Origin of the sequence: Streptococcus oralis (genome assembly GCF_026782085.1) — a bacterium.
GTDB lineage: Bacteria > Bacillota > Bacilli > Lactobacillales > Streptococcaceae > Streptococcus > Streptococcus oralis_DA.
This window is the reverse complement of the sequence record NZ_JAKUVW010000002.1, coordinates 23663-47828: the sequence shown is the minus strand read 5'-3', so window position 1 is coordinate 47828 and position 24166 is coordinate 23663. Positions and strand designations below refer to the sequence as shown.

Below are 24166 nucleotides of genomic sequence, written 5' to 3'. Positions count from 1 at the left end.
AGTCTCGTATGTCAAACGTAGATAAAAATGTAGAAAAAAAAGATGTCGCTGTTGTTTCTCAAAATGTTAAAGGGGAACTCACTTATGAAGACAAAGTAATCCAAAAAATCATTGGTCTTTCACTTGAAAAAGTACCTGGACTTTTGGATGTGGATGGAGGATTCTTCTCTAATCTAACAGAAAAAATCATCAATACAGACAATGTCACTCATGGTGTCAATGTTGAAGTTGGGAAAGAGCAAGTTGCAGTTGACTTGAACATTGTTGTTGAATACCAAAAGAATGTCCCTGCTTTGTACAAAGAAATCAAAGATGTTGTCGTATCACAAGTTACAAAAATGACTGATCTAGAAGTAGTTGAAGTCAATGTGAATGTTGTTGATATCAAAACGAAGGAACAGCATGAAGCAGATTCAGTTAGCCTCCAAGACCGAGTAACTGACGTGGCTTCTTCAACAGGAGAATTTGCTTCAGAACAATTTGAAAAAGTGAAATCTGGTATCGGTTCAGGTGTAGCTGCTGTTCAAGAAAAAGTAGGCGAAGGTGTTGAAGCCGTTAAGGGCGAAACAAAAGAAAATGCTCGCGTACACTAATTCATCTGATCAAAATCAATCAATTTAAAGGAGGCAGAATCATGTCAACAGAAGAAAAATTAAACCAAGCAAAAGGTTCCATTAAAGAAGGTGTCGGCAAAATGATCGGCGATGAAAAAATGGAAAAAGAAGGAACAGCTGAAAAAGTTGTTTCTAAAGTAAAAGAAGTTGCTGAAGATGCTAAAGACGCTGTCGAAGGCGCTATTGAAGGTGTGAAAAACATGCTTCACAAAGACGAAAAATAAGGCTAAACGTTAATTTATCTTATAACAATAGTAGTCAAAGAGAGAACATTTACTGTTCTCTTTTTTGTATATAGTACCCTAAAAACGATTCCCAATTTTCGTTAAAAGAAATTGTCAACAGGAAGAGCCTTGGAATCAAGGCTTTTTGCTTGTTTAAAATAATATCTCCCTTTTTAAAGAAAGAAAATTTAAAAGCTTGCACACCACTAGACTGGCTTATTTATCCACCACCTGAGCCTCAAATTGGGCTGGTTGATTGTCTACGTTGGTAATGGTTATCGTGTAGGGCTTGTTATTGGTGGCATCAAACACTTTTTCACCTTGATAACTTACAACAACTCCATCTTTTTCTAAATAAATATCTGGTTGCTTGTTTGGAAGTTTTTCGTCCTCCTCGTCCAAACCATGGCTTTTTATAATTTTTTGTTCCTCTACTTCATAGTAAACATCGCTGTTTCTTTCACTCCAAACACCAGAGCCAGTTAATTTAATTCTGCTTGAATCGTTTTTCTTCAAGATGAAGATTGAATAGTATTCCAAATCTTGTGTTCTGGGATTTACTCTTAAGTTGACGGATTGACCTGGTTGAAGAGTGTATTTGCCATAGCTCAAAACTGAAAAGACAAACCAAACTAGTAGCAAACTATACAAGACTCCTATAATCATTCGTGAGCGCCTACTTTTAAACAAACGTAAAAGTAAGACAAAAGAGACAATAAAGAGCAATTCTGTAAACATTTTGTCCCCTTTTTTATCCTCGTTCACATCCCCAACAAAGTCTCGTGTTCATTTCTTACTAGTAAGCTCAACCATACAAAGTCTGATACATCTTATCTAGAAAGGCTTTCAACTCTTTTCGAACAATCTTTAACAGGCGTTCTTCTTCGGCTGGAGAGGTGTTCACACTTTCTTTTATATTGTTTTCATTAACTTGAAAGTAGCTGCTAGAAACTAAATCAAAGTTCTTATCCAATTCATATAGTACACTAGTTATTTTACCATCTATCTCTATTCTAAAATAAGCAGTTACCCCATTCCGTCCCGGATTTGAGATATCCAAATCGATGTCTCCTTTTATCCCTATGGAGTCAATCCCTCCATCCAAGCGGATAGCACCATCGGGAGGAACAACATAGCCAGCTTTTCGCATGTCGGACGCATATTTTCCTGAATCCATTAAATATTGTAAGACTGCTATATTGTCCCTCTCTTCAAAGGAGGTTTTTAATTGCATATGTTCTTGATGGTTTTGATACTGAAAATAAAGATTCAAGCCAGTAGCTAAGGCAATTACAGAAGCGAGCAAGATTCGTATTTTTCTACATCTCGACATGTTTATCTCCTCTATCTAAGAAATCATAGAAATCTTGTTTCCAACTTTGAAAGGTAACTGCCTTATCCTCGGATATCCTTGGGACTCTAACTCAAGTGACTGCTATCTACCCTTTTTCATGATGTATTTTCGTATAGGTGTTTCAACCATTTGAACGATTTCAAATCCTTCTTTTTGGTAAAGATTGTAAGCTGTTTGATTTGCCTCGTAGACATTAAGAGAAATAGTATCTATGTCTTCATTTTCAAATGCCAAACTAACAAATTTCCTTAAAGTCTGGCTACCTAAGCCCTGCCCCTGTTTCTGGGGATTGATAAAAAATCTCCCGATATGAAGATTCCTGTCTTCTAGCCTGATTTTCTGGATAAGCCCCACAAACTCTTGTCCATCAAAGATTGAAAAGATTCCTTCCAAATCTTGCAAGACTTGAATGGTCAAGGGAAAAGGAATCATTGGTCCCATCCATTGTTCTTGAAAGGATTTGCCAAGGGAGTTAGACCATTGGCATACGAGTTGAGCACTTTCTGGGCTCACATTTTCTTCAAAACGAATTGTCATCTTGACCTCACCATCTTATCTATGTTTCTTTATTATACTACTTCTCCTATTTTTTACGAATAGATAAGTATGATTGATCTTTATTTTTTTCTTGTCGGGAGCATTCTCGCTTCTTTCTTGGGTTTGGTCATTGACCGTTTTCCAGAGCAGTCTATTATCTTTCCTTCTAGCCACTGCGATTCCTGTCAAACTCGCTTGCGTCCGCTAGATTTGATTCCTATCCTTTCGCAGGTGGTTAATCGTTTTCGCTGTCGCTACTGCAAGATTCGCTATCCATTCTGGTATGCCCTCTTTGAACTAGGCTTAGGACTCCTCTTTCTAGCTTGGTCTTGGGGGTGGATTTCCTTGGGTCAAGTCATCCTAATCACTGCTGGTTTGACCTTGGGCATCTACGACTTTCGCCATCAGGAATATCCCTTACTAGTCTGGCTGACGTTCCATCTAATCCTCATGGCTTTCTGTGGTTGGAGTCTGATTATGCTCTTCTTCCTTGTTCTAGGAATCATAGCCCATTTTATCGATATTCGCATGGGCGCAGGGGATTTTCTCTTTCTGGCTTCTTGTGCTCTCGTCTTTAGCGCGACCGAATTACTCATCTTGATCCAGTTTGCTTCTGCGGCAGGGATTTTAGCCTTTCTTTCGCAAAAGAAAAAGGAAAGACTTCCTTTTGTGCCTTTCCTCTTACTTGCTACTTGTGTGATTATTTTTGGTAAGCTACTGCTTGTTTGATAAAGTCCTCAATCGGCTCTCCTTGGTGGAGAGCTTTTACAATTTTCGAACCGACGATAACGCCATCTGACACCGCATTGAAGCGTTCCACATCATCCTGACTAGATACGCCAAAACCTGTCAAAACTGGGATATCGGCCACTTGATGCAATTGTGCCAAGTGCTTGTCCAAGTCTGCACGGTAATTGCCTGATTTTCCTGTCACCCCATTGATGGCAACGGCATAGACAAAGCCTTCCGCTCCCTTGATCAACTCTTTCTGACGCTCAATCCCTGTCGTCAAACTAACTAGGGGAATTAAAGCGATATCTGTGTCTGCCAAAAAAGGCTCCACAAAGTTGGCATGTTCATGAGGCAGGTCTGGGATAATCAATCCCTTAACGGCTGTATCTGTCAGATCTTTGACAAATTTCTCCACACCGTACTGAAAGAGGGGGTTAAAGTAGGTCATGATGACAAGTGGCACCTCAGTCTGAATGGTTTTCAAGGTTTCAACCAAAGTCTGGGTAGAAGTCCCGCGAGCTAGACTGCGCAAGCCTGCTTCTTCGATCACAGGTCCATCTGCAACTGGGTCTGAAAAGGGAATGCCCACTTCGATGGCAGAAACACCCAAATCTTCTAAAAAGTGGATTGTTTCTCCTAGACCATCCAAACCTTTCTCGTGGTCTCCAGCCATGATATAGGGAACGAAAATTCCTTTTCCAGCTGCTTTGATAGCATTCAATTTTTCTGTTAGAGTCTTAGGCATGACCTTCTCCCTTCTTTGCTGCATCAGCTTCCAAGCGGTCTTTGACTTGAACTACATCCTTGTCCCCACGACCAGATAGGCAGACAATCATGGACCTGTCTGGTCCGAGTTCTTTGGCCAATTTCACTGCGAAAGCGATAGCATGGCTAGATTCCAAGGCTGGGATAATCCCTTCCACACGAGACAAGAGTTGGAATCCTTCCAAGGCTTCCTCGTCTGTCACAGGGACATAACTGGCACGTTTGATATCGTGATAGTGAGAATGTTCTGGACCGATACCAGGATAGTCCAAACCTGCTGAGATAGAGAAGGCTTCAAGAATTTGACCATGAGCATCTTGGAGAACATCCATGAGGGAACCGTGAAGGACACCTGGACGACCCTTGGTCAAGGTAGCTGCGTGGTACTCTGTGTCCACACCAAGTCCTGCTGCTTCAGCCCCATACATAGCTACTGACTCATCTTCCACAAATGGATGGAAGAGTCCAATAGCATTAGAACCACCACCAACACAGGCTACTAGGGCATCTGGTAGATTTTCACCTGTCAAGTCGCGGTACTGTTGTTTGGCTTCTCGACCAATGACACTTTGGAAGTCACGAACGATTTCTGGGAAAGGATGTGGTCCCAAGGCAGAACCAAGGATATAGTGGGTATCATCGATGTTAGCTACCCATGAACGAAGGGCTGCATTAACTGCATCCTTGAGCACGCGCGAACCATCTGTCACGGCCTCAACCTTAGCTCCCAAAAGCTCCATACGGAAGACATTAAGGGCTTGGCGTTTGACATCTTCCTCACCCATGTAGATGGTACATTCCATGTTGAAGAGGGCTGCAGCTGTTGCAGTTGCCACACCGTGCTGACCAGCACCTGTCTCAGCAATAATTTTCTTTTTACCCATACGTTTAGCCAGAAGAACTTGTCCTAAGGCATTGTTAATCTTGTGGGCACCTGTGTGGTTGAGGTCTTCCCGTTTGAGGTAAATCTTGGCTCCACCGATATGCTGGGTCAGGTTTTTTGCATAGTAAAGAGGCGTTTCACGTCCTACATACTGGCGCAAGAGCTGGTTTAATTCCTCTTGGAAACTGGAGTCTGCCTGACTTTCACGGTAGGCTTTTTCCAATTCCAAAACTGCTGTCATCAATGTTTCTGGGACGAAACGTCCGCCGAATTTTCCGTAAAATCCATCTTTATTTGGTTCTTGATATGCCATGCTTTACACTCTCTATAAATCTTCTAATCTTTTCATGATCTTTTTGTCCATCTGTCTCCACTCCGCTTGATACATCTACTGCATAGGGAGTAAAGTGTTGAATTGCTTTTACTACATTATCTTCATTAAGCCCACCTGCGATAAAGAAGGGCTGAGCTAGTCCTGTCGTATCCAGTTGGCCCCAGTCAAAGATCTGGCCACTCCCAGCAACAGGGGCATCAAAGAGTAGATAATCTGCCTGAGAATTTGGCACATGACCATTTCTATCCACTTGCACCGCCTGAATGCTGGCACAAGGCAAATCCTCAAACAAATCATCTGCCACCTGACCATGAACTTGAATCAAGTCCAAGCCAACTTTGTCAATCGCTTTTAGCAGTTGAGCTCGACTTGGTGAAACAAATACACCAACCTTTTTAACGTTGACAGGAATGAGCTTTGCCAGCTCAGCAGCCTGTTCCAAGGTCACCTGCCTTTTACTAGGTGCGAAGACAAAACCGATGTAGTCTGCCCCTGCTGACACGGCTGTTTTCACCGCTTCTTTGGTCGATAGCCCACAAATCTTAACCTTTGTCAATCTGTAACTCCTTGATTCTCTGGGCCACATCTTCCGCCTGCATGAGAGCTGTCCCAACTAAAATTCCGTTAAAGTACGGTGCTACTCGTTCCGCATCCTGCCCTGTGAAAATAGCAGATTCAGATATGTACAAGCAATCATCTTTGAAGTGTTTAGCCAAGTCTACACTGGTCTGCAAGTCGACTTCAAAGGTGGTCAAATTGCGGTTATTAACCCCAATAATCTCAGCACCAAGTCTGTGGGCTACTTCTAGTTCAGCTAGATTGTGGGTTTCCACCAAGACTTCCAGTCCAAGCTCTGTCGCGTAGTCGTAAAGTTCCTTGAGACGTTCTTCTGACAAGGCAGCCACAATGAGCAAAATAACTGTCGCCCCTGCATTACGAGCGCGGATAATTTGCTTTTCATCGATGATAAAGTCCTTGTTTAGCGTCGGAATCTGCACCTGACTGGAAATCTCCCGTAGATAATCCAAATGTCCTTTAAAGAAAATCTCATCTGTCAAAACCGAAATCATCACTGCTCCATTTGCTTCATAAGTCTGGGCCTGTTGCACAATATCCACGTCTAGATTGATATCTCCCAGACTAGGGCTAGCTTTCTTGACCTCAGCGATTACCTGTAAACGGTCACGGTGATTCTTCAAAAATTCTGCCAAGCGATAGGTCTGGCGCAAGGGCTGGATTTCCTCCAACTCCATCTGCTCGACCTCACGCGCCTTCTGCTCTAAGATTCGTGCTAAAAATTCCTGACTCATTTTTGGTACTCCTGTAACAGTCTAAGTTTTTCAAGGGCCTTGCCACTAGCAATCACTTGACGGGCCAAGGCAACACCTTCTTTAATACTATCAACCTTACCATTAGCATAGAAACCAAGACCAGCATTCAAGACTGTCGTTTCCAAGAATGGACTTGGTTGGTTTTTGAGAACGCTGAGCAAAATTTCTGCATTTTCATGAGCATTTCCACCACGAATGTCTTCAATAGCAATGCGTTCCATTCCCAAATCCTCTGGAGTAAAGCTTGATAAGGTGATTTCGCCATTTTCAAGAAGAGCAATGTTAGTTGTTCCATTCAAGCCGGCTTCATCCAATCCTTCTGGCCCAGCAACCACGATGGCGCGTTTGCGACCCATATTTTTCAATACCTGAGCTGTACTTTCTAGCAGCTCTGGACGACTAATGCCAAGCAACTGTGTTTCCAAGGCCATTGGATGAATCAGTGGACCAGTCAAGTTCATGATCGTTGGAATTCCTAGTTCCAAACGAGCGGGCATGATGTACTTCATAGCTGGGTGCATATTTTTAGCAAAGAGAAAGACGATGCCAGTTTTATCAAAGACCTTACCTAGTTCAGCTGGTTTGAGGTCAAGATTGATGCCCAATGCTTGAAGGACATCTGCCGAACCCGATTTAGAAGAAATCGAACGGTTACCGTGCTTGGCCATATGAATGCCGCCGCCAGCCAAGACAAAGGCTGCAGTTGTTGAAATGTTAAAGCTGAAGGACTTGTCTCCACCTGTACCACAGTTGTCCATGGCGTCATGAATCTCAGTTGGAATGTGTTGGGCATGCCCTCTCATGACTTGTGCAATGGCTGTGCGCTCTTCCGGTGTTTCCCCCTTCATCTTAAGAGCTAAAAGGAGAGAAGCAATCTGCGCTTCGGTTACACGCCCAGTTACGATACGCTCAATGACGTCCGTCATTTCCACACCTGATAAATGTTCAAATTTTGCTAGTTTTTCAATAATCTCTTTCATCCTAGTTTCCTCACTTTACAACATTCTCGATAAAATTCCGAATAGAAGACAAGCCATCTGGCGTTCCGATACTCTCTGGATGGTACTGGAAGCCATAAATCGGCAGGCTTTTGTGTTGAATTCCCATAATAGCTTGGTCATCAGTCGAACGAGCTGTCACTTCAAAGTCTTCTGGCATTTCTTCAATCAAAATGCTGTGATAACGCATGACTGGACGACCATCCTCAATGCCTTGATAGAGAACAGATGGCGCTTCAAAGCTGATATTGCTCTGTTTCCCATGCATGACCTTTGGAGCCAAGCCTAGCTTACCACCAAAGACTTCTGCGATGGCTTGGTGCCCCAAACAAATCCCTAGAGTCGGCTTCTTACCTGCAAAGTCACGAATCATGTCTTCCATCTTTCCCGCATCAACCGGCCAACCAGGACCGGGAGAAAAAACCAGACCATCTGCTTTTTCGGCTTCTTCATACAGCTTGGGATCGTCATTTCTCAAGACCTGCACTTCTGCAAAATTCCCGATGTATTGCGCCAAGTTATAGGTAAAAGAATCATAGTTGTCAATCAATAAAATCATGGTCTTAGTTCTCCAATTCTAGTCATAGATTTAGCCTTGTTAATGGTTTCTTGGTATTCATTTTGGGCGATAGAGTCATAGACAATCCCTGCCCCAGCCTGCACATAGGCTGTTTGATCTTTAAGAATCATGGTTCGGATGGCGATAGCGAAATCCATATCACCCGTCGCAGACAAGTAACCGATTGCTCCTGCGTATACACCACGTTTTTCCGTCTCCAGTTCATAGATGCGTCTCATGGCCCGAATCTTTGGTGCTCCTGAAACTGTCCCAGCTGGAAGTGTGGCTTTCAAAGCATTCATGGCAGTGAGTTCGGGAAGCAAACGCCCTTTCACCACGCTGGTCAAATGCATGACATAGCGGAAAAGCTCCACTTCCATATACTTGGTGACTTGGACACTGGCTGTTTCAGAGATGCGGCCGATATCATTGCGCCCCAAATCTACTAACATCCGATGTTCTGCTGTTTCCTTCTCATCAGAAAGCAGGTCTGTCGCCAAGGCCTTGTCCTCTTCATCTGTAGCTCCTCTTGGCCGCGTACCAGCAATCGGATTGGTTGTCACGATGCCATTTTTGACAGAAACCAAACTTTCAGGACTGGCACCGATGATTTGATAATCCCCAAAGTCATAAAAATAGAGGTAATTGGATGGATTAGTCACGCGAAGATTTCTGTAGAAGTCAAATGGATTTCCAGTAACTTCTGCTGAGAAGCGTTGACTGAGTACACATTGGAACATATCCCCGTTACGAATCAAGTCACGAGCGGTTTCCACCATTTCTTCAAACTTCTGAGGAGCAATATGCGGTTTGAAGTCCAGCGGAGATAAATCCAAGTCTTCAAATTCATTTGGAGCAGGGATGCGTAATTCCTCCAGCACTTGATTCAAGGCTTCTTCCAAATCTTCTTGACTACGCTCGCTGTAAAGAGCATCCTCGATGACATGGATTTTTTCCTTCTTGTGGTCAAAGACCATATAGCTCTCATAGATAAAGAAATGCATGTCTGGCATCCCAATCGTATCCTCAGGGATTTGACCAATTTCTTCATAGAGCGAAATCATATCGTAGCCCACAAAACCAATGGCTCCCCCACCAAAAGGTAGGTCTGAATGGTGCTGGCTCTTATGAGTCACTTCATAAAGGAAATCCAAAGGATCCCGATCAATCACTTGACCATTTTGATAAAGGACTCCATTTTCAAACTTAATCTCAAAAACTGGATTATAGGCTAGGATAGAAAAACGAGCGGTTTCCTTGTCTCTCGGAATACTCTCTAAGATAACCTTGTGTTGCCCCTTTAGGCGCATATAAGCCAAGATTGGTGATAAGACATCTCCATGAATGATTCGTTCCATTGTAATTTCCCTTTCAGTTCTACTTCTAGTCCGTGGCGACTGTATGAAAAATCCCCACGCAAAATAACTTGCGTGAGGACGAAATTCGCGGTGCCACCTCAATTATAGGATTTCTCCTATCTCTCATCCCTGTCTCAGATACCTCCTGTAACAGGCTGTGCGATAAAGGGCACTCCCTTGAGAATTATGTTTTCTTCTCTTGTTTCAGATGGACCCAACCTTACAGCATTCTCTGCTTGTTTCCAGCAACCACAAGCTCTCTGTGAGAGAAAAGACTGTAATTTTTCCATCTATTATTTTTTAGCTTCTAGGTAGTCTGCAATCGCAGCTACGTCCTTGTCTCCACGACCAGAGACATTGATGATGATAATCTCATCTTTACTTAGTTTCGGTGCACGTTTAACCGCTTCTGCGATGGCGTGCGAACTTTCAATCGCTGGGATAATCCCTTCTGTCTTGCTGAGAAGGAGCAAAGCTTGAACAGCTTCTTCATCTGTCGCTGCCACATATTCCACGCGACCTGAATCTTTGAAGTAGGCGTGTTCTGGGCCAACCCCTGGATAGTCCAAACCAGCTGAGATAGAGTAAACTGGAGCCAGCTCTCCGTCTTCCTTAAAGACTGCATAGGTCTTCATACCGTCGACAATTCCGATACTACCTTTTGTCATAGTAGCTGCGTGCTTGTCTGTATCAAGTCCGTGCCCAGCAGCTTCTACCCCAACCAATTTAACTTCTTCATCAGCCACATACTGTGAAAAAGCACCGATGGCATTTGAACCACCACCTACACAGGCAATGACGTAGTCTGGTAAACGGCCTTCTTTTTCTAAGATTTGACGACGAGACTCTTCACTGATGACCTTTTGGAATTCATGAACAATTGTAGGATAAGGATGAGGGCCTACAGCAGATCCCAAAACGTAGAAGGCTTCAAGGTCATTCATCCATGCTCCAAAGGCTGCATCGACCGCATCCTTGAGAGTTCGTGTCCCTGTTTCAACTGCGTGAACGGTCGCTCCCATCATCTCCATACGGAAAACATTGAGACGTTGGCGTTCCACATCTTCTGCCCCCATGTAGACATCACAGGCCATACCAAACTTAGCTGCTGCAGCTGCTGTCGCAACACCGTGCTGACCAGCTCCTGTTTCCGCGATCACACGTTTTTTTCCCATACGTTTGGCAAGAAGGATTTGACCCAGAACGTTGTTTAGTTTGTGTGAACCAAGGTGGTTAAGATCTTCGCGCTTGAGATAGATCTTAGCTCCACCTAGGTGCTCTGTCAAACTTTCCGCAAAATAAAGCGGTGTCTCGCGACCTGAATAATCCTTCAAGTAATGGCGAAATTCTGCCAAAAATTCTGGATCATCCTTGTATTTGTCAAATGTCACTTCCAACTCATCCAATAAAGCCTGAATCGGTTCCGGTACAAAACTACCACCAAATTGTCCAAAATAACCTTTAGTTGTCATAAAATTTTTCCTCTTTCCATATTAATCCGACTTTTTGTTTGCTTTTAGTAGTAGGCAAGGAGCTGTAGATAGAACTCAAGTTCATCAAAGCGACTCAACGCCCTAATAAAAGATAAACAAAACGAAGGATAGAAAAAAGCCCACACACAGAAAATTACTCTGTGTGAGGGCGTTGGTAACGCGGTGCCACCTCAATTGTAAAGGGACTATTCCCCTTTACATCTCTGCCTTGTCTAACAACAAGTTGCACTGTAAGGTGTGCGCACCGAATTTTCATTGTTTCAAATTCATTTTTAAAATCAGCCCACTTTCACTACTTTCAACCACCTGTTCACAATCACCACAGGCTCCCTGAAGATCAAAAATAACTACTTTTCTGATTTGTTGAGAATATTATATGCTATTGTCCGCTTTTTGTCAAGATTTTTTATGATTTTTTTCCAGAACCGAGGATTTCTTCGGAAATTCTCACCAAAGTCTTAACGATGTAATCAACTTCTTCATCACTTAATTTAGTGTGAAGAGGGAGCGTAATTTCATTTTCAAAGAAGGCATAGGCTCTTGGATAATCTGCCATATCAAAACCAAGATTCTTATAGGCTGTCAAGAGAGGAAGCGGTTTATAGTGTACATTACTTGCAATTCCTGCTTTGGCCAATTCTTGGATGATGTGGTTGCGTTCTTCTAAACTTGCTCCTTCTACATGGGTGATGTAGAGGTGGCGTGAAGATTCAACAGTATCAGTCTTGTGTGCCAATGGACGGATGCGAGAACCTGCAAAACCACGATCATAGCGGTCCACGATGTCCTTACGACGTTGTAGCAAAGCTGGGTAACGGTCCAATTGTACCAAACCAATCGAAGCCATGATATCGGTCATATTGCACTTGTAGGCTGGTGTGACGATATCGTACTCCCATGAACCCAATTGCATCTTGGCAAGAGCATCCTTTGTTTGACCGTGAAGGGAAAGGATTTGGAACTCCTTGTACATCTCTTCGTCATCAATCGCTGGATTGGCTTTCCAAGTCGCACTTCCTCCCTCAGCCGTTGTAAAGTTCTTAACGGCGTGGAATGAGAAGGAAGTAAAGTCAGCGATAGATCCAGCTGGTTGTCCTTTATAAGTAGATCCCAAAGCATGGGCACTATCTGAGACAATTACGATACGGTTAAAGGCTTTTTGCCACTTGCTAGCAGCTGTAAAGAGGTCCCGTTTCTTCTCCACCACTTGGAGCAAACGATCATAGTCGCAAACAATCCCTGCAAGCTCAACCGGAATAATCACCTTAGTCTTTTCAGTGATGGCTTGCTCAAGCAAGTCATAGTCCATCTCAAACGTATCTGCTTGAATATCCACCATGACAGGTGTCGCTCCTACGTGTGTGATAACACTACATGAAGCTGTATAAGTCATAGCTGGAACGATGACTTCATCCCCAGGTCCCACTTCCAAAACACGCAAAATCAACTCAAGAGCGGCTGTCGCAGAGTTGAGGCAGACAGTCTTAGGTGTCTGTGTGTATTGAGACAAGCGGCGCTCCAGTTCTTTTGTCTTCGGACCTGTTGTGATCCAACCAGAACGAAGGGTATCCGCTACTTCAGCAATTTCAGCTTCGGTAATATCGGGAGGTGAAAATGGAATATTGTAATTTGGCATTGATTTGCTCCTTTTATCTGTACTCATTTTCTCATGACTACTTTATTTTAGTACTTCAAACACGGTTTGAAACATGATTTTAATGTCTCCAAGGAAACTAAACTCTCGGAGATAGGCGAGATTATAGCGCATCTTTTCAGGAAGAACATGTTCTACATAGGCTTGGTCAACTGACAGACCTTTCTCCGTCATTTGACTGATGATCGTATCCTCATCCTTGTAGTTGATGCTGGCTGGAGAGGTAATCCCTGCTGGCAAGAGCAAGGTCGCCATCATTTCAGGGCTGTACTGCTCTGTGTAACGTGGCACTTCAGGACGGGTCCCTACAAAGGACATCTCGCCTTTAAGGACATTGACCAGCTGAGGTAGTTCGTCCAAACGCACACGGCGAATGAAATTCCCCACTTTGGTAATACGGCTATCGTTAGCAGAAGTCACCAGACTTCCTTTTTTATCCGCATCCGTTACCATAGTACGGAACTTCCAAATCTTGAACGGACGGTTGTACTGGGTCACGCGCTCTTGCTTGTAAATGACTGGTCCCTTGCTATCCAACTTGATCCAAATGCTCAAGATAAGAAAGATGGGAGAAGTCAAAACTAGCAAAAACAGGGCCAGAACCCAATCCAGGAAACGCTTGAAAATCAGCGAACCCTTCCTTTTAGAGACAAGCTGGTAATAAGACTCAACCTCGCTTGATTGCATTTCCACGGGCAAGTCTTCCCATTTCAGCATGCTGTTTCTCCTTTGTTTTTATTATACTATTTGTCAACATTTTTCATTATACCACAAAATGGAAAAGGCGGTGCAAGAAATCTGTAATTTGAAGGATTTCCTTCTGATGTTCAATGAAAATCAAAGTACAGCTTTGAGGTTGCAGATAAAGCTGACATGGTTTGAAGAGATTTCCAAAGAGTATTAGGACATAGCTCCAGCCTGCAAGCTATACATCTTGTGATAGGTTCCTCCCAAGGCCAAGAGTTCCTCATGGGTTCCACTCTCGATGATACGCCCCTTGTCCAAGACGTAGATGCAGTTGGCGTCTTGGATGGTCGAAAGGCGATGAGCAATAGCAATGGTCGTCCGACCCTGTCTCATCTTAGCTAGGGAATCTTGAACCAAACTCTCTGTTTCAGAGTCAATATTGGCTGTCGCTTCATCCAAAATCAGGATTTTAGGCTGACTGGCGACTGTTCTAGCAAAGGCAAGAAGCTGGCGCTGGCCAGTAGAAAAGCTCGAACCACGCTCGGAAACGGGGGTATCATAACCCTGCGGAAGGTCCTGAATAAAGGAATCTGCATCCACAAAGGCAGCCGCAGCCTGGACCTCTTCATCACTAATGTCTTGGTACATGGCGATATTGGACTTGATAGTCCCGTGATAGAGGAAGGGATCCTGTAAGACCAAACCGATATTCTTTCTCAACTCTTCCTGACTGTAGTTCCTGATATCCACACCATCCAAGAGAACGCGGCCTGACTGAAATTCATAAAAGCGCATGAGGACATTGATAATGGAAGATTTCCCCGAACCTGTATGCCCTACAAAGGCAATGGTTTCACCCTTCTTAACTGAAAAGGAAATATCATCTAGAATCTGGTGTTTTCCATCATATGAGAAACACACGTGCTCAAACCGAATATTACCTTCTGTAATCTTTGCTTGGCTATCCTTTTGAAGGGGTTCATAGGTCCTCTCGTCAATCAAGGCAAAGACACGTCCAGCTGAGACCATAGAAGTTTGAAGGGTTGAAAAGTTTTGCGTCACCTCAATCAAGGGGTCAAAGAGCCGATTGATGTACTGGATAAAAGCATACATGGTTCCTGCTGTTATTCCCAGATAAAGCCCGCGGTAACCAAAGTAGGCCATCAAGACTGCATATCCTAGGAGTTTCAGCAAACTCATGGCAGGTCTCAAAAAGAGGGCATCCAAGGCCACAGAACGGTTGGCATAGACCAAGTGTTCTTGGTTGATTTCATCAAATTCTGCTTGCAGGCGATTCTCTTGGTTGAAGGCCTGGATAATCCTGATTCCCTCGATATTCTCTGCCAGCTTACTATTGATATCTGACAAGAGACTTCTGGTTTTTTCGATGATTTTCACTGACTTTTTCCGATAGAGATTGACTAAAAGGAAAATCAAGGGTAGAAAGAGCAAAACTAAAGCTGTCAAACGAAAATCCAGCACCAACATGGTATACAGAGTTGTCAGAAAGATGAAAACTGCTGAAATAAAGCTGGATAAAATTCCCGAAAACATATCACTGATGGTCTCAGTATCATTGGTCAAACGAGAGACGATGGAACCTGCTGGCGTCTTGTCAAAATAAGACATGCCCAGTTTCTCCATATTGGCAAAGGCATCGTGACGAATATCTCTGACAATACTGTAGGACACCCGCGCAAAGAGAAGATTGCCGACATACTGGACCAGAGTTTGCAGGATATAGAGGCCATAGTAGGCCAATAAAACTGTAATAGCAAGATGGTTTAGGTTGCTGAGGTACTGGTCGATAAAGTGGGAAGCCACAAGGGGAATGACACTTTTAATGATTGTAGTCACGAGGAGAAAACTGAGTGCCAAAAAGGTCAGGAGGCCATAGGGCTTGAGATAAGACATCAAGCGCTTCAATACAGCCAATTGTTCTTTCTTATTCTGCATCTTCTTCTCCTTTCATTTCCAACTGCTGAGACTGGTAGGTTTGGGCATACCAGCCATTCAGGACTAGCAAGTCATCGTGCTTGCCCCGTTCGATAATTTGACCATTTTGCAGAACCAAAATCAGATCTGCATGGACAACTGCACTGAGTCGATGTGCTGTAATAATAGTTGTCTTGTCCTTGCGCGTCTCCTTGAGATTGTCGATAATCGCATACTCTGTCTTGGCATCCACGGCTGACAAGGAATCATCTAGAATCAAGATATCAGGGTCTAAAATCATAGCCCTACTCATAGCCAGACGTTGCTTTTGACCACCTGAGAGACTGACTCCCTTTTCACCGATCAGCGTATCAAATCCCTGAGGCATGTCCACAATATCTTTATAAACTTGAGCTAGTTTAGTCGCTTCCTCGACCGCTGAAAGGGGCAAATTAGGATTGCCGAAGCGGATATTGTCTAAGATAGAGGTCGCAAAGAGAAACTGATCTTGAGGGACATAGCCCATGAGACCACGAAGGTCTGTCAGACGATAATCACGAATATCGTGATCGTTTAGATAAATAGCTCCCTTATCCACATCGTATTCACGCAAGAGGAGCTTAATCAAGGACGTTTTCCCAGAGCCTGTCTGTCCGACCAAGCCTAGGGTTTGTCCTTTTTCTAAACTAAAGTGAATATCCGTCAGTGTCTCCTCATTTTCAAAGGCAAAGCTGTCAATAGCGTACTCCAAACGTCCATTTTCAATACCGTCCAGAGGAAACTCAGGGTCTTTTACAGGTGATTCCTGAGATAAAAGTTCCTCAATCCGTTGGTAAGAAACCTTGCCTCGCTGAGTGATATTAAAGAGGAAACCAATGGCCATAAGAGGCCAGACCAGCATATCCAAGTAGCTGATAAAGGTGACCAGATTCCCAACCGTAATCTGTCCCTCCTGAACCATCAAGGAACCGACCAAAAGGGTTAAAACATAGGATGAACCAACAAACAAGAGAACCATAGGGTCAAAGAGACTATCGTATTTCATGGTTTGGAGGTTCTTTTGGAAGGTCAATTCATTTACTGCCTGAAAGGACTTCAACTCGTCCGCCTGATAACCGAAAGATTTGGTCACTTTGATACCCGATACAGACTCCTGCACCTTGTTATTGAGTTCGGAAAATGCCGCCTGTGACTCGCCAAAGGCCTTGTGGGTCTTTCTCCCTAGACGACTGGTCGCATAGGCCATGAAAGGCAAGGGAAGAATGGCAACCAGAGTCATCTGCCAAGAAATGCTAAAAAGCATGGTCAGCAAAGTCACCAGCGCCGTGATGGAAGCATCCACTGCTGACATGACTCCTCCACCTGCGAGACGAGTTAGGGCATTGATATCATTGGTGGCGTGTGCCATCAGGTCTCCCGTTCGATAGGTCTGATAAAAGGCTGGCGACATTTTTGTGAAATGCTCAAACAATCGAGAGCGCATAATCTGCCCCAGACGGTAGGAAGTTCCAAGGATATACATGCGCCAAACATATCGCAGATAGTACATCCCAAAGGCTGCCAGCAGCAGATAAAATAGATTAAGAAGGAGGTCCTGATGGGTTAATTGCCCCGATGTAATGGCATCAATCACCCGCCCCATAACCATGGGAGGAATGAGATTGAGAACGGAAACCAAAACCAGGGCCACAATCCCGACTAGATAACGGCGTTTTTCTAACTTGAAAAACCACCAAAGTTTTTGAATAATGGACATAACATCCCTTTCTGATTGCAAATAGAAACCTGAGGCCAAGACCCCAGGTTTTTCTTATTCATAGGTTACGACTGTGACCGCACCCTTGTCATACTCAGCGATAAAGATATTGGCTACATTGTCATGCCCTTGCTTGCTGAGGTTATCAAGCAACCACTCTTCGTTACGACCAATCGACTCCAAAACATCGACTTGTATCACACCGTCAGTCACAACTGGATACTTAGGATTTTCATCCCCCATTTGGACCACGATGAGTTGGCCATTTTGCTCCTGCACTGCGCATTTGACCTGTTTCATCTGGAAAATCCCTTGGCTACGAAGTTTGAGAGCAACTTCTGCTGCAGACAAACCAACTGAACGACAGGCTTCTGGGTCAATCTGCCCATTTTTGATAAGGAGAGTTGGTTTTCCATCAATCAAGCGTTTGACAAAACGAACATTGTTATTGAGCCACTTGAGGGTCAAGACCAAAATCGTCCACATCATCAAAATCACTGCGTACTGCAGAATGCTAATAGAACTATTGTAAATCACCCCACCGATAATACCACCGAGAACATAGTTCTGAATTTGGTCTGTCGCAGAGTTAGGTGCTAGATTCCCCTTTCCTGTCACATTGATAACAAAAACAAGCGAGAAAAGACCCAAGGCCAGTTTGATTAAAATTTCCATATAATTGAGTGTCATTTATTTACCTCCACCAATTCAATAGCGTCTGTTTGATGCAATTCTAATTTCTCTAAAAGATACTTGTCTGGTTGGCTCCCGTTCATGGCGCGGTAGAAATTTGGACCTACCTTGACAAGCGCTCCATCAGTGGCTGCAGAAGTATTGACATAAACTTCTGATTTATCCACTCCCAAGTCTTTGGAAACAACCTCTATGAAATGAAGTGAAGTTTGAAATTGGTTGTTAGAGGCTTGATTGGTCTGGTATTTTGAGATTGTCACCAAAAGCATGGCCACCAAGGTCAAGGCCAAAATCATGACCAATTCCCGAAACTTAGTCCCCTTTTTATCTCGATAGGCTTTAAAAGCAAAAAATCCTGTGATAGCTAGGAGCACAATCCCAAAGCCAATCATGATGCCATTTTGCTGACCAATTTGGCTGAGGACATAGTCATATGAGTAAAATTTCATTTATTTTCACTCCCTTTCATAAAATCATTCTTAATTATAAACGAAAGAGAGTGATTTTTCAATCCATACGTTGGGGAAATGGACCTTTTTTTGGTATAATAAAATCTATAATCTGAATGAAAAAGGTAACTTTATGAAACTCATCTCATGGAATATTGATTCCCTCAATGCTGCCCTAACTAGTGACTCAACTCGTGCCAAATTGTCCCAAGAAGTACTACAAACCTTGGTCGCTGAAAATGCTGATATCATCGCTATCCAAGAAACCAAGCTTTCTGCCAAGGGTCCTACTAAAAAACACTTGGAAATTTTAGCTGAACTCTTTCCAAACTACGAAAACACGTGGCGTTCTTCTCAAGAACCTGCCCGCAAAGGCTATGCTGGAACCATGTTCCTTTATAAGAAAGAACTCACACCCACTGTCACTTTTCCAGAAATCGGTGCCCCTTCTACCATGGACTTAGAAGGTCGCATCATCACTCTAGAATTTGATGAATTTTTCGTGACCCAAGTTTACACTCCAAACGCTGGCGACGGCCTCAAACGTTTGGAAGAACGCCAAGTCTGGGATGTCAAATATGCGGAGTACTTGGCTGAACTAGACAAAGAAAAACCAGTCCTTGCGACCGGTGACTACAATGTAGCCCACAATGAAATTGACCTTGCAAATCCTGCCAGCAACCGCCGTTCACCTGGATTTACCGACGAGGAACGTGCTGGATTTACCAACCTCTTGGCAACTGGATTTACTGACACCTTCCGCCATATTCACGGCGATGTCCCAGAGCGTTATACTTGGTGGGCGCAACGCAGCAAGACTTCTAAAATCAACAATACAGGCTGGAGAATCGACTACTGGCTCACTAGCAACCGCGTTGCTGACAAGGTGACCAAGTCTGACATGATTGACTCGGGTGCGCGTCAAGACCATACGCCGATTGTATTGGAAATTGAACTCTAAGGAGAAAGCTAATGGACTATCAAGCTGTCATTCCTGAATTTGTAGTATCTGACCTCGAAAAGTCACGCCACTTCTACTGCGACTTGCTGGGATTTTCTGTCGAATACGAGCGTCCAGAGGAGAAATTTCTCTTCCTCTCGCTTGAAGACTGTCAACTTATGCTAGAAGAAGGCAGCACAGAAGAATTAGCCCAACTAACCTATCCTTTCGGGCGCGGTGTCAATATTTCCTTTGGCATTGAAGATGTCCCTCAGCTCCACCAAAAACTGCTGGAGGCCAACTATCCTATTTATCGTCCTTTGACTAAGAGAACATTTCGTGTTGGGGATCACTACATCTATCCTCACGAATTTGCAGTCTTGGATCCAGATGGCTATTTTTTAAGATTTAGCGAATAGAAGAATAGAAGGCTACAATACTTTCTAGCGTTGCAGCCTTTTATTCGTTCGCTTTTATGATCTATTTGCTAACAAAATATTTGATTTATAAAGCTAATTGGTGTAAAATAAAAACATTGGCAGTGGCCTATTTAAAATTGAATATCATTTTACTTGTTTATGTCGTGAATTGGCACGACGTTTCTACAAGGTGCCGGAACACCTAACAATGAGTATGTCAGCTGAAGGTATGGTGTTGGCCATGCCTATTTTGGGGACTTACTTAGGGGATTAAGTAGGTCCTTTTTGAATATTTTTGTTAAAGCACGCTTTTAAGTGTAAACTAAATTTTTTTAATATTTCCCTTAATTAGTGCGGACGGGAGGTGAAATTATCCTGTGGATAATTTCAGGAATCCAGGGAATTTCATCCCTAATTTTTGAGCCCAAAGTCTCAAAAATCCCGTCATATACAATAACAAGATTATTGTATATAATACCACTACAGCGGGAAATATCTAGTAAAACTCGCTTCGCTCGTACTAGTTTTATCAAATATATAGTACTAGCAAACTGGTTCACTATAGAAATATTTAACCAACAAGTAAACTTGCTTTTAGACTTTAGGAGGTCTTATGAAATTATTAGAAGAGCGCATCCTCGAGGATGGGCATATCTTGGGTGACAATATCCTCAAGGTGGATTCCTTTTTAACCCACCAAGTTGACTTTAGCTTGATGCGAGAGATTGGTAAGGTATTTGCGGACAAATTCGCTGCTGCTGGCATTACCAAGGTCGTGACCATTGAAGCGTCAGGCATTGCCCCAGCCATTTTTACAGCTGAAGCCTTAAACATTCCCATGATTTTCGCCAAGAAAGCTAAAAACATCACCATGAACGAAGGTATCTTAACTGCCCAAGTCTACTCCTTTACCAAGCAAGTGACCAGCACCGTTTCCATCGCTGGAAAATTCCTTTCACCAGAGGACAAGGTCTTGATTATCGATGATTTCCTAGCAAATGGACAAGCTGCCAAAGGCTTGATCCAAATCATCGAACAAGCCGGAGCAAAAGTCGAAGCGATTGGTATCGTGATTGAAAAATCTTTCCAGGATGGTCGTGATTTGCTTGAAAAAGCAGGGTATCCAGTCCTATCACTGGCTCGCTTGGATCGTTTCGAAAATGGTCAGGTCGTATTTAAGGAGGCAGATCTCTAATGCAAAAACAAGAAAAACACTCGCAAGCAGCCGTTCTTGGCTTGCAGCACTTACTAGCCATGTACTCAGGTTCTATCCTGGTTCCCATCATGATTGCGACAGCTCTTGGCTATTCATCTGAGCAGTTGACCTACCTGATCTCCACAGATATCTTCATGTGTGGGGTGGCCACCTTCCTTCAACTCCAACTCAACAAATACTTTGGGATTGGACTACCAGTCGTTCTCGGGGTTGCCTTCCAGTCGGTTGCTCCTTTGATTATGATTGGGCAAAGCCACGGTAGCGGTGCTATGTTTGGTGCCCTTATCGTTTCTGGGATTTATGTAATTCTAATTTCAGGCATCTTCTCAAAAGTAGCTAATCTTTTCCCTTCTATCGTAACAGGCTCTGTCATTACCACGATTGGTTTAACCTTGATTCCTGTTGCTATTGGAAATATGGGAAATAACGTTCCAGAGCCAACTGGTCAAAGTCTCTTACTTGCTGCTATCACTGTTCTAATTATCCTCTTGATTAACATCTTTACCAAAGGATTTATCAAGTCTATCTCCATTTTGATTGGTCTGGTTGTTGGAACTGCCATCGCTGCTACCATGGGCTTGGTTGATTTCTCCCCTGTTGCGGCAGCACCGCTTGTCCATGTTCCAATTCCCCTCTACTTTGGTGTACCGACTTTTGAAATCTCATCCATCGTCATGATGTGTATCATTGCAACGGTTTCCATGGTTGAATCCACTGGTGTTTACCTGGCCTTGTCTGATATCACCAATGACCCAATCGACAGCACGCGCCTGCGCAACGGTTACCGTGCAGAAGGTCTGGCCGTACTTCTCGGAGGAATCTTTAACACCTTCCCTTACACAGGATTTTCACAAAACGTTGGTTTGGTTAAATTATCTGGTATCAAGACCCGCCTGCCAATCTACTACGCTGCTGGTTTCCTAGTCCTCCTTGGACTCCTTCCTAAGTTTGGTGCCCTCGCCCAAATCATTCCGAGCCCTGTTCTTGGAGGGGCCATGCTGGTGATGTTTGGCTTTGTTTCCCTTCAAGGGATGCAAATCCTCGCCCGCGTTGATTTTGCTAACAATGAACATAACTTCCTTATCGCAGCTGTCTCCATCGCTGCAGGTGTCGGACTCAACAATAGTAATCTCTTTGTCAGCATGCCAACAGCCTTCCAAATGTTCTTCTCAAATGGAATCGTCGTAGCCAGCCTACTGGCCATTGTCCTCAATGCAGTATTAAACCGGAAGAAGAAATAAGAAAAAGAGGTGCGAGCCTCTTTTTTGTTTATCTATATCCTCACCTGTCTTTCTGCTGACCGCTGGCCTGTGACAAACATGGTAAAGGTTGCCTTGCAGACATTTCTGCCTTCTTGATTGGTAATATCGACATCCACGACACAGGTTGTGCGACCTTGATGGACACATTCTCCTTTAATGGTCAACACGTCGTCGCGTTTTCCTGCCTTGAGGTAGTTGATAGAAGACTGAAGCGTCACTCCATCAAGCCCCAGAGAGATAACCACCAAACCACTAATCTGGTCACAAAGAGTAAAGAGATAGCCACCATGGGCATTGCCATAGTAGTTGAGCGACGAGTCCACTACTTTTGTCGTCACCACAACATGACCATCTCTCATTTTTTCAATTTCGTAATTTTCAAAGGCAGATATAGCATCAAAATGAAAATCTTTCATCGTTTCCTCCTGATAGTTCAAACGACACTATGATACTACTTTTTATAGGACTGTGCAAGGAGAAAGCTCCTAGTCTGGCAAAATTCCGACCTGCTCAACAAAACGCATAAAAGCTGCCTGTCCTTGTTCCGTCTGCTTGTAAACTCCTGCATCCTCCAAAACACGTGCAAAAATAGCACCCACAGAGTCCTTGACGATTTCAAGGGCTTTTTCTTTATCTGCTAGGTCCGGATGTTGGGCTTTGAGCTGGTCTGCCCATTCTTGATGATAGTCGGCAACTATATCATCATCTCCCACAAGATAGCTAGCAACCTGTTCCACTTCTGCTTTCAAACGTGGCGGCAGGATAGCCAAACCCATGACCTCAATCAAGCCGATATTTTCCTTCTTGATATGTTGGACATCCTTGTGGGGATGATAGATGCCATCAGGATGTTCTGGCGATGTCTGATTGTCCCGCAAGACCAAGTCCAACTCAAACTGTCCATCGCGTTTACGAGCAATCGGTGTGATGGTGTGATGCGGTGTCCCGTCTGTCTCTGCTAAAATCTGGACTTCAGGGTCTGAATACTGTCGCCATTCCTGTAAAATCTTGTCAGCCAAGTTAATCAAATCCTCCTTGGAATCTGAAGTCAAACGTAGCACTGACATTGGCCACTTAACAATCCCAGCCTTGACCTGCTCAAAACCAGCAAAACAGAAAGTCTTTTGCAAAGGAGCCAATTCCATAGGAAATACGTGACGGCCTCCTTGATAGTGGTCATGAGTTAGAATAGAGCCCCCCACAATTGGCAGGTCGGCATTAGAGCCTGCAAAATAGCCAGGAAACTGCTCTACAATCGCCAGCAGACGCTCAAAACTCTGACGACTAATGGCCATAGGTCGATGCTGACCGTCTAAGAAAATACAGTGCTCATTAAAATAAGCATAGGGCGAATACTGGAAGCCCCACTCCTGACCCGCCATTTCGAAACGGATAATGCGGTGATTGCTGCGAGCTGGGTGGTTGACTCGACCATGGTAGCCTTCATTCTCTAGACAAAGCTGACACTGAGGATAATTGCTAGCTTGCACCAACTTGGCTGCTGCAATCTCTTTCGGATCCTTTTCAGGCTTAGAGAGGTTGATGGTGATCTCAAGTTCTCCGTAGTCAGATGGAACACGATAAGCAATATTCTTAGAAATAGCCTTGAGCTTGATGTAGTCATTTTTCTGGCTGAGCTGGTAAAAATCCCCTATCGCCTGCTCAGGAGAGTGAGCATAGGTTGTCCAAAAGTCACGATTAACCTGACTTGGACAAGGAGTTACCAAGTCCATCAGTTCAGAACCGAGGATTTCACGCGCAGCCTGATTATCCTCAATCGTCTCTAATCGAACCGCTTCCTCGACCAGCTGGTCCTTGAGGTCAATCAATTTATCTAGATCAGTCTCAACTTCCAAAACACCTTCACCCACTCGCGCCAAAACACGATTGGTTAGGTAGATTCGATCCATTTCCTCAAATGAACTTTCAGCAATAACATGTGTTACAAATTTATCTACTAAGGTCACTATAAA

Annotated in this window: 26 protein-coding genes, 1 riboswitch and 2 other annotated features; of the genes, 7 read left to right on the top strand and 19 right to left on the bottom strand. The window is 43.7% G+C overall.

What is annotated here, in order from left to right:
* Positions 1-8: 8 nt before the first annotated feature.
* Together MK395_RS01085 and MK395_RS01080 are read left to right on the top strand one after the other, a co-directional pair.
* Complete coding sequence (locus MK395_RS01085; RefSeq protein ID WP_049489623.1) at positions 9-593, top strand: Asp23/Gls24 family envelope stress response protein; 585 nt, start codon at positions 9-11, stop codon at positions 591-593.
* 41 nt (positions 594-634) lie between these two features.
* On the top strand, positions 635-838 hold the full coding sequence (locus MK395_RS01080) for a CsbD family protein (protein WP_000102421.1): 204 nt from the start codon (positions 635-637) through the stop codon (positions 836-838).
* A 216-nt stretch (positions 839-1054) separates the two neighbouring features.
* On the opposite strand, the gene MK395_RS01075 is transcribed toward MK395_RS01080, so the two are convergent.
* The 3 genes from MK395_RS01075 to MK395_RS01065 all read right to left on the bottom strand — a co-directional run bounded on the left by MK395_RS01075 (position 1055) and on the right by MK395_RS01065 (position 2729).
* Positions 1055-1576 (bottom strand): hypothetical protein, encoded by a 522-nt coding sequence (locus MK395_RS01075; protein ID WP_000493726.1) that lies wholly within the window; start codon positions 1574-1576, stop codon positions 1055-1057.
* A 67-nt stretch (positions 1577-1643) separates the two neighbouring features.
* The gene (locus tag MK395_RS01070) at positions 1644-2171 is read right to left on the bottom strand and encodes a hypothetical protein (protein WP_000085628.1); all 528 of its coding nucleotides are present in this window, start codon (positions 2169-2171) and stop codon (positions 1644-1646) included.
* A 102-nt stretch (positions 2172-2273) separates the two neighbouring features.
* On the bottom strand, positions 2274-2729 hold the full coding sequence (locus tag MK395_RS01065; RefSeq protein ID WP_000155443.1) for a GNAT family N-acetyltransferase: 456 nt from the start codon (positions 2727-2729) through the stop codon (positions 2274-2276).
* Between the two features lie 69 nt (positions 2730-2798).
* Here MK395_RS01065 and MK395_RS01060 point away from each other — a divergent pair, with 69 nt between their 5' ends.
* Positions 2799-3458 carry a prepilin peptidase gene (locus tag MK395_RS01060; RefSeq protein WP_042902642.1) on the top strand — a complete coding sequence of 220 codons (660 nt, stop codon included), beginning with the start codon at positions 2799-2801 and terminating at the stop codon, positions 3456-3458.
* On the opposite strand, the gene trpA is transcribed toward MK395_RS01060, so the two are convergent.
* The 14 genes from trpA to MK395_RS00990 all read right to left on the bottom strand — a co-directional run bounded on the left by trpA (position 3430) and on the right by MK395_RS00990 (position 18356).
* Complete coding sequence (trpA, locus tag MK395_RS01055; RefSeq protein WP_042902641.1) at positions 3430-4206, bottom strand: tryptophan synthase subunit alpha; 777 nt, start codon at positions 4204-4206, stop codon at positions 3430-3432. The genes MK395_RS01060 and trpA overlap by 29 nt on opposite strands.
* Positions 4199-5422 (bottom strand): tryptophan synthase subunit beta, encoded by a 1224-nt coding sequence (trpB, locus tag MK395_RS01050; RefSeq protein WP_042902640.1) that lies wholly within the window; start codon positions 5420-5422, stop codon positions 4199-4201. Before trpB (MK395_RS01050) ends, trpA begins: the two co-directional genes overlap by 8 nt.
* On the bottom strand, positions 5400-5999 hold the full coding sequence (locus MK395_RS01045) for a phosphoribosylanthranilate isomerase (RefSeq protein WP_042902639.1): 600 nt from the start codon (positions 5997-5999) through the stop codon (positions 5400-5402). Before MK395_RS01045 ends, trpB (MK395_RS01050) begins: the two co-directional genes overlap by 23 nt.
* Positions 5986-6753, bottom strand: coding sequence for an indole-3-glycerol phosphate synthase TrpC (gene trpC / locus MK395_RS01040; RefSeq protein ID WP_042902638.1), 768 nt, complete (start codon positions 6751-6753; stop codon positions 5986-5988). Before trpC ends, MK395_RS01045 begins: the two co-directional genes overlap by 14 nt.
* On the bottom strand, positions 6750-7754 hold the full coding sequence (gene trpD, locus MK395_RS01035) for an anthranilate phosphoribosyltransferase (protein ID WP_042902637.1): 1005 nt from the start codon (positions 7752-7754) through the stop codon (positions 6750-6752). Before trpD ends, trpC begins: the two co-directional genes overlap by 4 nt.
* Before the next feature lie 10 nt (positions 7755-7764).
* Positions 7765-8331, bottom strand: coding sequence for an aminodeoxychorismate/anthranilate synthase component II (locus MK395_RS01030; RefSeq protein ID WP_000601912.1), 567 nt, complete (start codon positions 8329-8331; stop codon positions 7765-7767).
* On the bottom strand, positions 8328-9689 hold the full coding sequence (trpE, locus tag MK395_RS01025; protein WP_268711090.1) for an anthranilate synthase component I: 1362 nt from the start codon (positions 9687-9689) through the stop codon (positions 8328-8330). Before trpE ends, MK395_RS01030 begins: the two co-directional genes overlap by 4 nt.
* A gap of 71 nt (positions 9690-9760) precedes the next feature.
* Positions 9761-9986, bottom strand: a binding site (T-box leader).
* A complete protein-coding gene (gene trpB / locus MK395_RS01020; RefSeq protein ID WP_050252720.1) occupies positions 9983-11161 on the bottom strand; it encodes a tryptophan synthase subunit beta in 1179 nt (392 codons plus the stop codon). Its footprint overlaps the feature before it by 4 nt.
* 162 nt (positions 11162-11323) lie before the next feature.
* Positions 11324-11549 (bottom strand) — a binding site (T-box leader).
* Positions 11550-11588: 39 nt separating this feature from the next.
* On the bottom strand, positions 11589-12818 hold the full coding sequence (locus tag MK395_RS01015; RefSeq protein WP_268711089.1) for a DegT/DnrJ/EryC1/StrS family aminotransferase: 1230 nt from the start codon (positions 12816-12818) through the stop codon (positions 11589-11591).
* Positions 12819-12860: 42 nt separating this feature from the next.
* Positions 12861-13553, bottom strand: a complete 693-nt coding sequence (locus MK395_RS01010) for a sugar transferase (protein ID WP_049479912.1) — start codon at positions 13551-13553, stop codon at positions 12861-12863.
* Positions 13554-13736: 183 nt separating this feature from the next.
* Entirely contained in the window at positions 13737-15479 is a 1743-nt protein-coding gene (locus MK395_RS01005; protein ID WP_049479913.1) for an ABC transporter ATP-binding protein, read from the bottom strand.
* Positions 15469-17214 (bottom strand): ABC transporter ATP-binding protein, encoded by a 1746-nt coding sequence (locus tag MK395_RS01000; RefSeq protein ID WP_268711088.1) that lies wholly within the window; start codon positions 17212-17214, stop codon positions 15469-15471. The genes MK395_RS01005 and MK395_RS01000 overlap by 11 nt, the downstream gene beginning before the upstream one ends.
* A 54-nt stretch (positions 17215-17268) precedes the next feature.
* Positions 17269-17904, bottom strand: a complete 636-nt coding sequence (locus MK395_RS00995) for a DUF421 domain-containing protein (protein ID WP_000174450.1) — start codon at positions 17902-17904, stop codon at positions 17269-17271.
* Entirely contained in the window at positions 17901-18356 is a 456-nt protein-coding gene (locus tag MK395_RS00990) for a DUF3290 family protein (protein WP_084880175.1), read from the bottom strand. The genes MK395_RS00995 and MK395_RS00990 overlap by 4 nt, the downstream gene beginning before the upstream one ends.
* A gap of 133 nt (positions 18357-18489) precedes the next feature.
* On the opposite strand from MK395_RS00990, the gene MK395_RS00985 reads away from it, so the two are divergent.
* From MK395_RS00985 to MK395_RS00970, 4 genes are all read left to right on the top strand, one after another.
* Complete coding sequence (locus MK395_RS00985; protein ID WP_033606285.1) at positions 18490-19317, top strand: exodeoxyribonuclease III; 828 nt, start codon at positions 18490-18492, stop codon at positions 19315-19317.
* An 11-nt stretch (positions 19318-19328) separates the two neighbouring features.
* Positions 19329-19715 carry a bleomycin resistance protein gene (locus tag MK395_RS00980; RefSeq protein ID WP_000386238.1) on the top strand — a complete coding sequence of 129 codons (387 nt, stop codon included), beginning with the start codon at positions 19329-19331 and terminating at the stop codon, positions 19713-19715.
* Positions 19716-19848: 133 nt separating this feature from the next.
* A riboswitch (purine riboswitch) is annotated at positions 19849-19944 on the top strand.
* Positions 19945-20328: 384 nt separating this feature from the next.
* Positions 20329-20910, top strand: a complete 582-nt coding sequence (locus MK395_RS00975) for a xanthine phosphoribosyltransferase (RefSeq protein WP_070657327.1) — start codon at positions 20329-20331, stop codon at positions 20908-20910.
* On the top strand, positions 20910-22172 hold the full coding sequence (locus MK395_RS00970) for a nucleobase:cation symporter-2 family protein (protein WP_268711087.1): 1263 nt from the start codon (positions 20910-20912) through the stop codon (positions 22170-22172). Before MK395_RS00975 ends, MK395_RS00970 begins: the two co-directional genes overlap by 1 nt.
* Before the next feature lie 32 nt (positions 22173-22204).
* On the opposite strand, the gene MK395_RS00965 is transcribed toward MK395_RS00970, so the two are convergent.
* A complete protein-coding gene (locus MK395_RS00965) occupies positions 22205-22609 on the bottom strand; it encodes a PaaI family thioesterase (RefSeq protein WP_070696131.1) in 405 nt (134 codons plus the stop codon).
* Positions 22610-22678: 69 nt separating this feature from the next.
* Entirely contained in the window at positions 22679-24160 is a 1482-nt protein-coding gene (locus MK395_RS00960; RefSeq protein ID WP_000176972.1) for a UDP-glucose--hexose-1-phosphate uridylyltransferase, read from the bottom strand.
* Positions 24161-24166: the final 6 nt, after the last annotated feature.

What these genes read in the sequence shown, in the direction of transcription:
- MK395_RS01085 (WP_049489623.1), top strand. Translation starts at nt 9, where the DNA reads ATGTCAAACGTAGATAAAAATGTAGAAAAAAAAGATGTCGCTGTTGTT.
- MK395_RS01080 (WP_000102421.1), top strand. Translation starts at nt 635, where the DNA reads ATGTCAACAGAAGAAAAATTAAACCAAGCAAAAGGTTCCATTAAAGAA.
- MK395_RS01075 (WP_000493726.1), bottom strand. Translation starts at nt 1,576, where the DNA reads ATGTTTACAGAATTGCTCTTTATTGTCTCTTTTGTCTTACTTTTACGT.
- MK395_RS01070 (WP_000085628.1), bottom strand. Translation starts at nt 2,171, where the DNA reads ATGTCGAGATGTAGAAAAATACGAATCTTGCTCGCTTCTGTAATTGCC.
- MK395_RS01065 (WP_000155443.1), bottom strand. Translation starts at nt 2,729, where the DNA reads ATGACAATTCGTTTTGAAGAAAATGTGAGCCCAGAAAGTGCTCAACTC.
- MK395_RS01060 (WP_042902642.1), top strand. Translation starts at nt 2,799, where the DNA reads ATGATTGATCTTTATTTTTTTCTTGTCGGGAGCATTCTCGCTTCTTTC.
- trpA (WP_042902641.1), bottom strand. Translation starts at nt 4,206, where the DNA reads ATGCCTAAGACTCTAACAGAAAAATTGAATGCTATCAAAGCAGCTGGA.
- trpB (WP_042902640.1), bottom strand. Translation starts at nt 5,422, where the DNA reads ATGGCATATCAAGAACCAAATAAAGATGGATTTTACGGAAAATTCGGC.
- trpC (WP_042902638.1), bottom strand. Translation starts at nt 6,753, where the DNA reads ATGAGTCAGGAATTTTTAGCACGAATCTTAGAGCAGAAGGCGCGTGAG.
- trpD (WP_042902637.1), bottom strand. Translation starts at nt 7,754, where the DNA reads ATGAAAGAGATTATTGAAAAACTAGCAAAATTTGAACATTTATCAGGT.
- MK395_RS01030 (WP_000601912.1), bottom strand. Translation starts at nt 8,331, where the DNA reads ATGATTTTATTGATTGACAACTATGATTCTTTTACCTATAACTTGGCG.
- trpE (WP_268711090.1), bottom strand. Translation starts at nt 9,689, where the DNA reads ATGGAACGAATCATTCATGGAGATGTCTTATCACCAATCTTGGCTTAT.
- trpB (WP_050252720.1), bottom strand. Translation starts at nt 11,161, where the DNA reads ATGACAACTAAAGGTTATTTTGGACAATTTGGTGGTAGTTTTGTACCG.
- MK395_RS01015 (WP_268711089.1), bottom strand. Translation starts at nt 12,818, where the DNA reads ATGCCAAATTACAATATTCCATTTTCACCTCCCGATATTACCGAAGCT.
- MK395_RS01010 (WP_049479912.1), bottom strand. Translation starts at nt 13,553, where the DNA reads ATGCTGAAATGGGAAGACTTGCCCGTGGAAATGCAATCAAGCGAGGTT.
- MK395_RS01005 (WP_049479913.1), bottom strand. Translation starts at nt 15,479, where the DNA reads ATGCAGAATAAGAAAGAACAATTGGCTGTATTGAAGCGCTTGATGTCT.
- MK395_RS01000 (WP_268711088.1), bottom strand. Translation starts at nt 17,214, where the DNA reads ATGTCCATTATTCAAAAACTTTGGTGGTTTTTCAAGTTAGAAAAACGC.
- MK395_RS00995 (WP_000174450.1), bottom strand. Translation starts at nt 17,904, where the DNA reads ATGACACTCAATTATATGGAAATTTTAATCAAACTGGCCTTGGGTCTT.
- MK395_RS00990 (WP_084880175.1), bottom strand. Translation starts at nt 18,356, where the DNA reads ATGAAATTTTACTCATATGACTATGTCCTCAGCCAAATTGGTCAGCAA.
- MK395_RS00985 (WP_033606285.1), top strand. Translation starts at nt 18,490, where the DNA reads ATGAAACTCATCTCATGGAATATTGATTCCCTCAATGCTGCCCTAACT.
- MK395_RS00980 (WP_000386238.1), top strand. Translation starts at nt 19,329, where the DNA reads ATGGACTATCAAGCTGTCATTCCTGAATTTGTAGTATCTGACCTCGAA.
- MK395_RS00975 (WP_070657327.1), top strand. Translation starts at nt 20,329, where the DNA reads ATGAAATTATTAGAAGAGCGCATCCTCGAGGATGGGCATATCTTGGGT.
- MK395_RS00970 (WP_268711087.1), top strand. Translation starts at nt 20,910, where the DNA reads ATGCAAAAACAAGAAAAACACTCGCAAGCAGCCGTTCTTGGCTTGCAG.
- MK395_RS00965 (WP_070696131.1), bottom strand. Translation starts at nt 22,609, where the DNA reads ATGAAAGATTTTCATTTTGATGCTATATCTGCCTTTGAAAATTACGAA.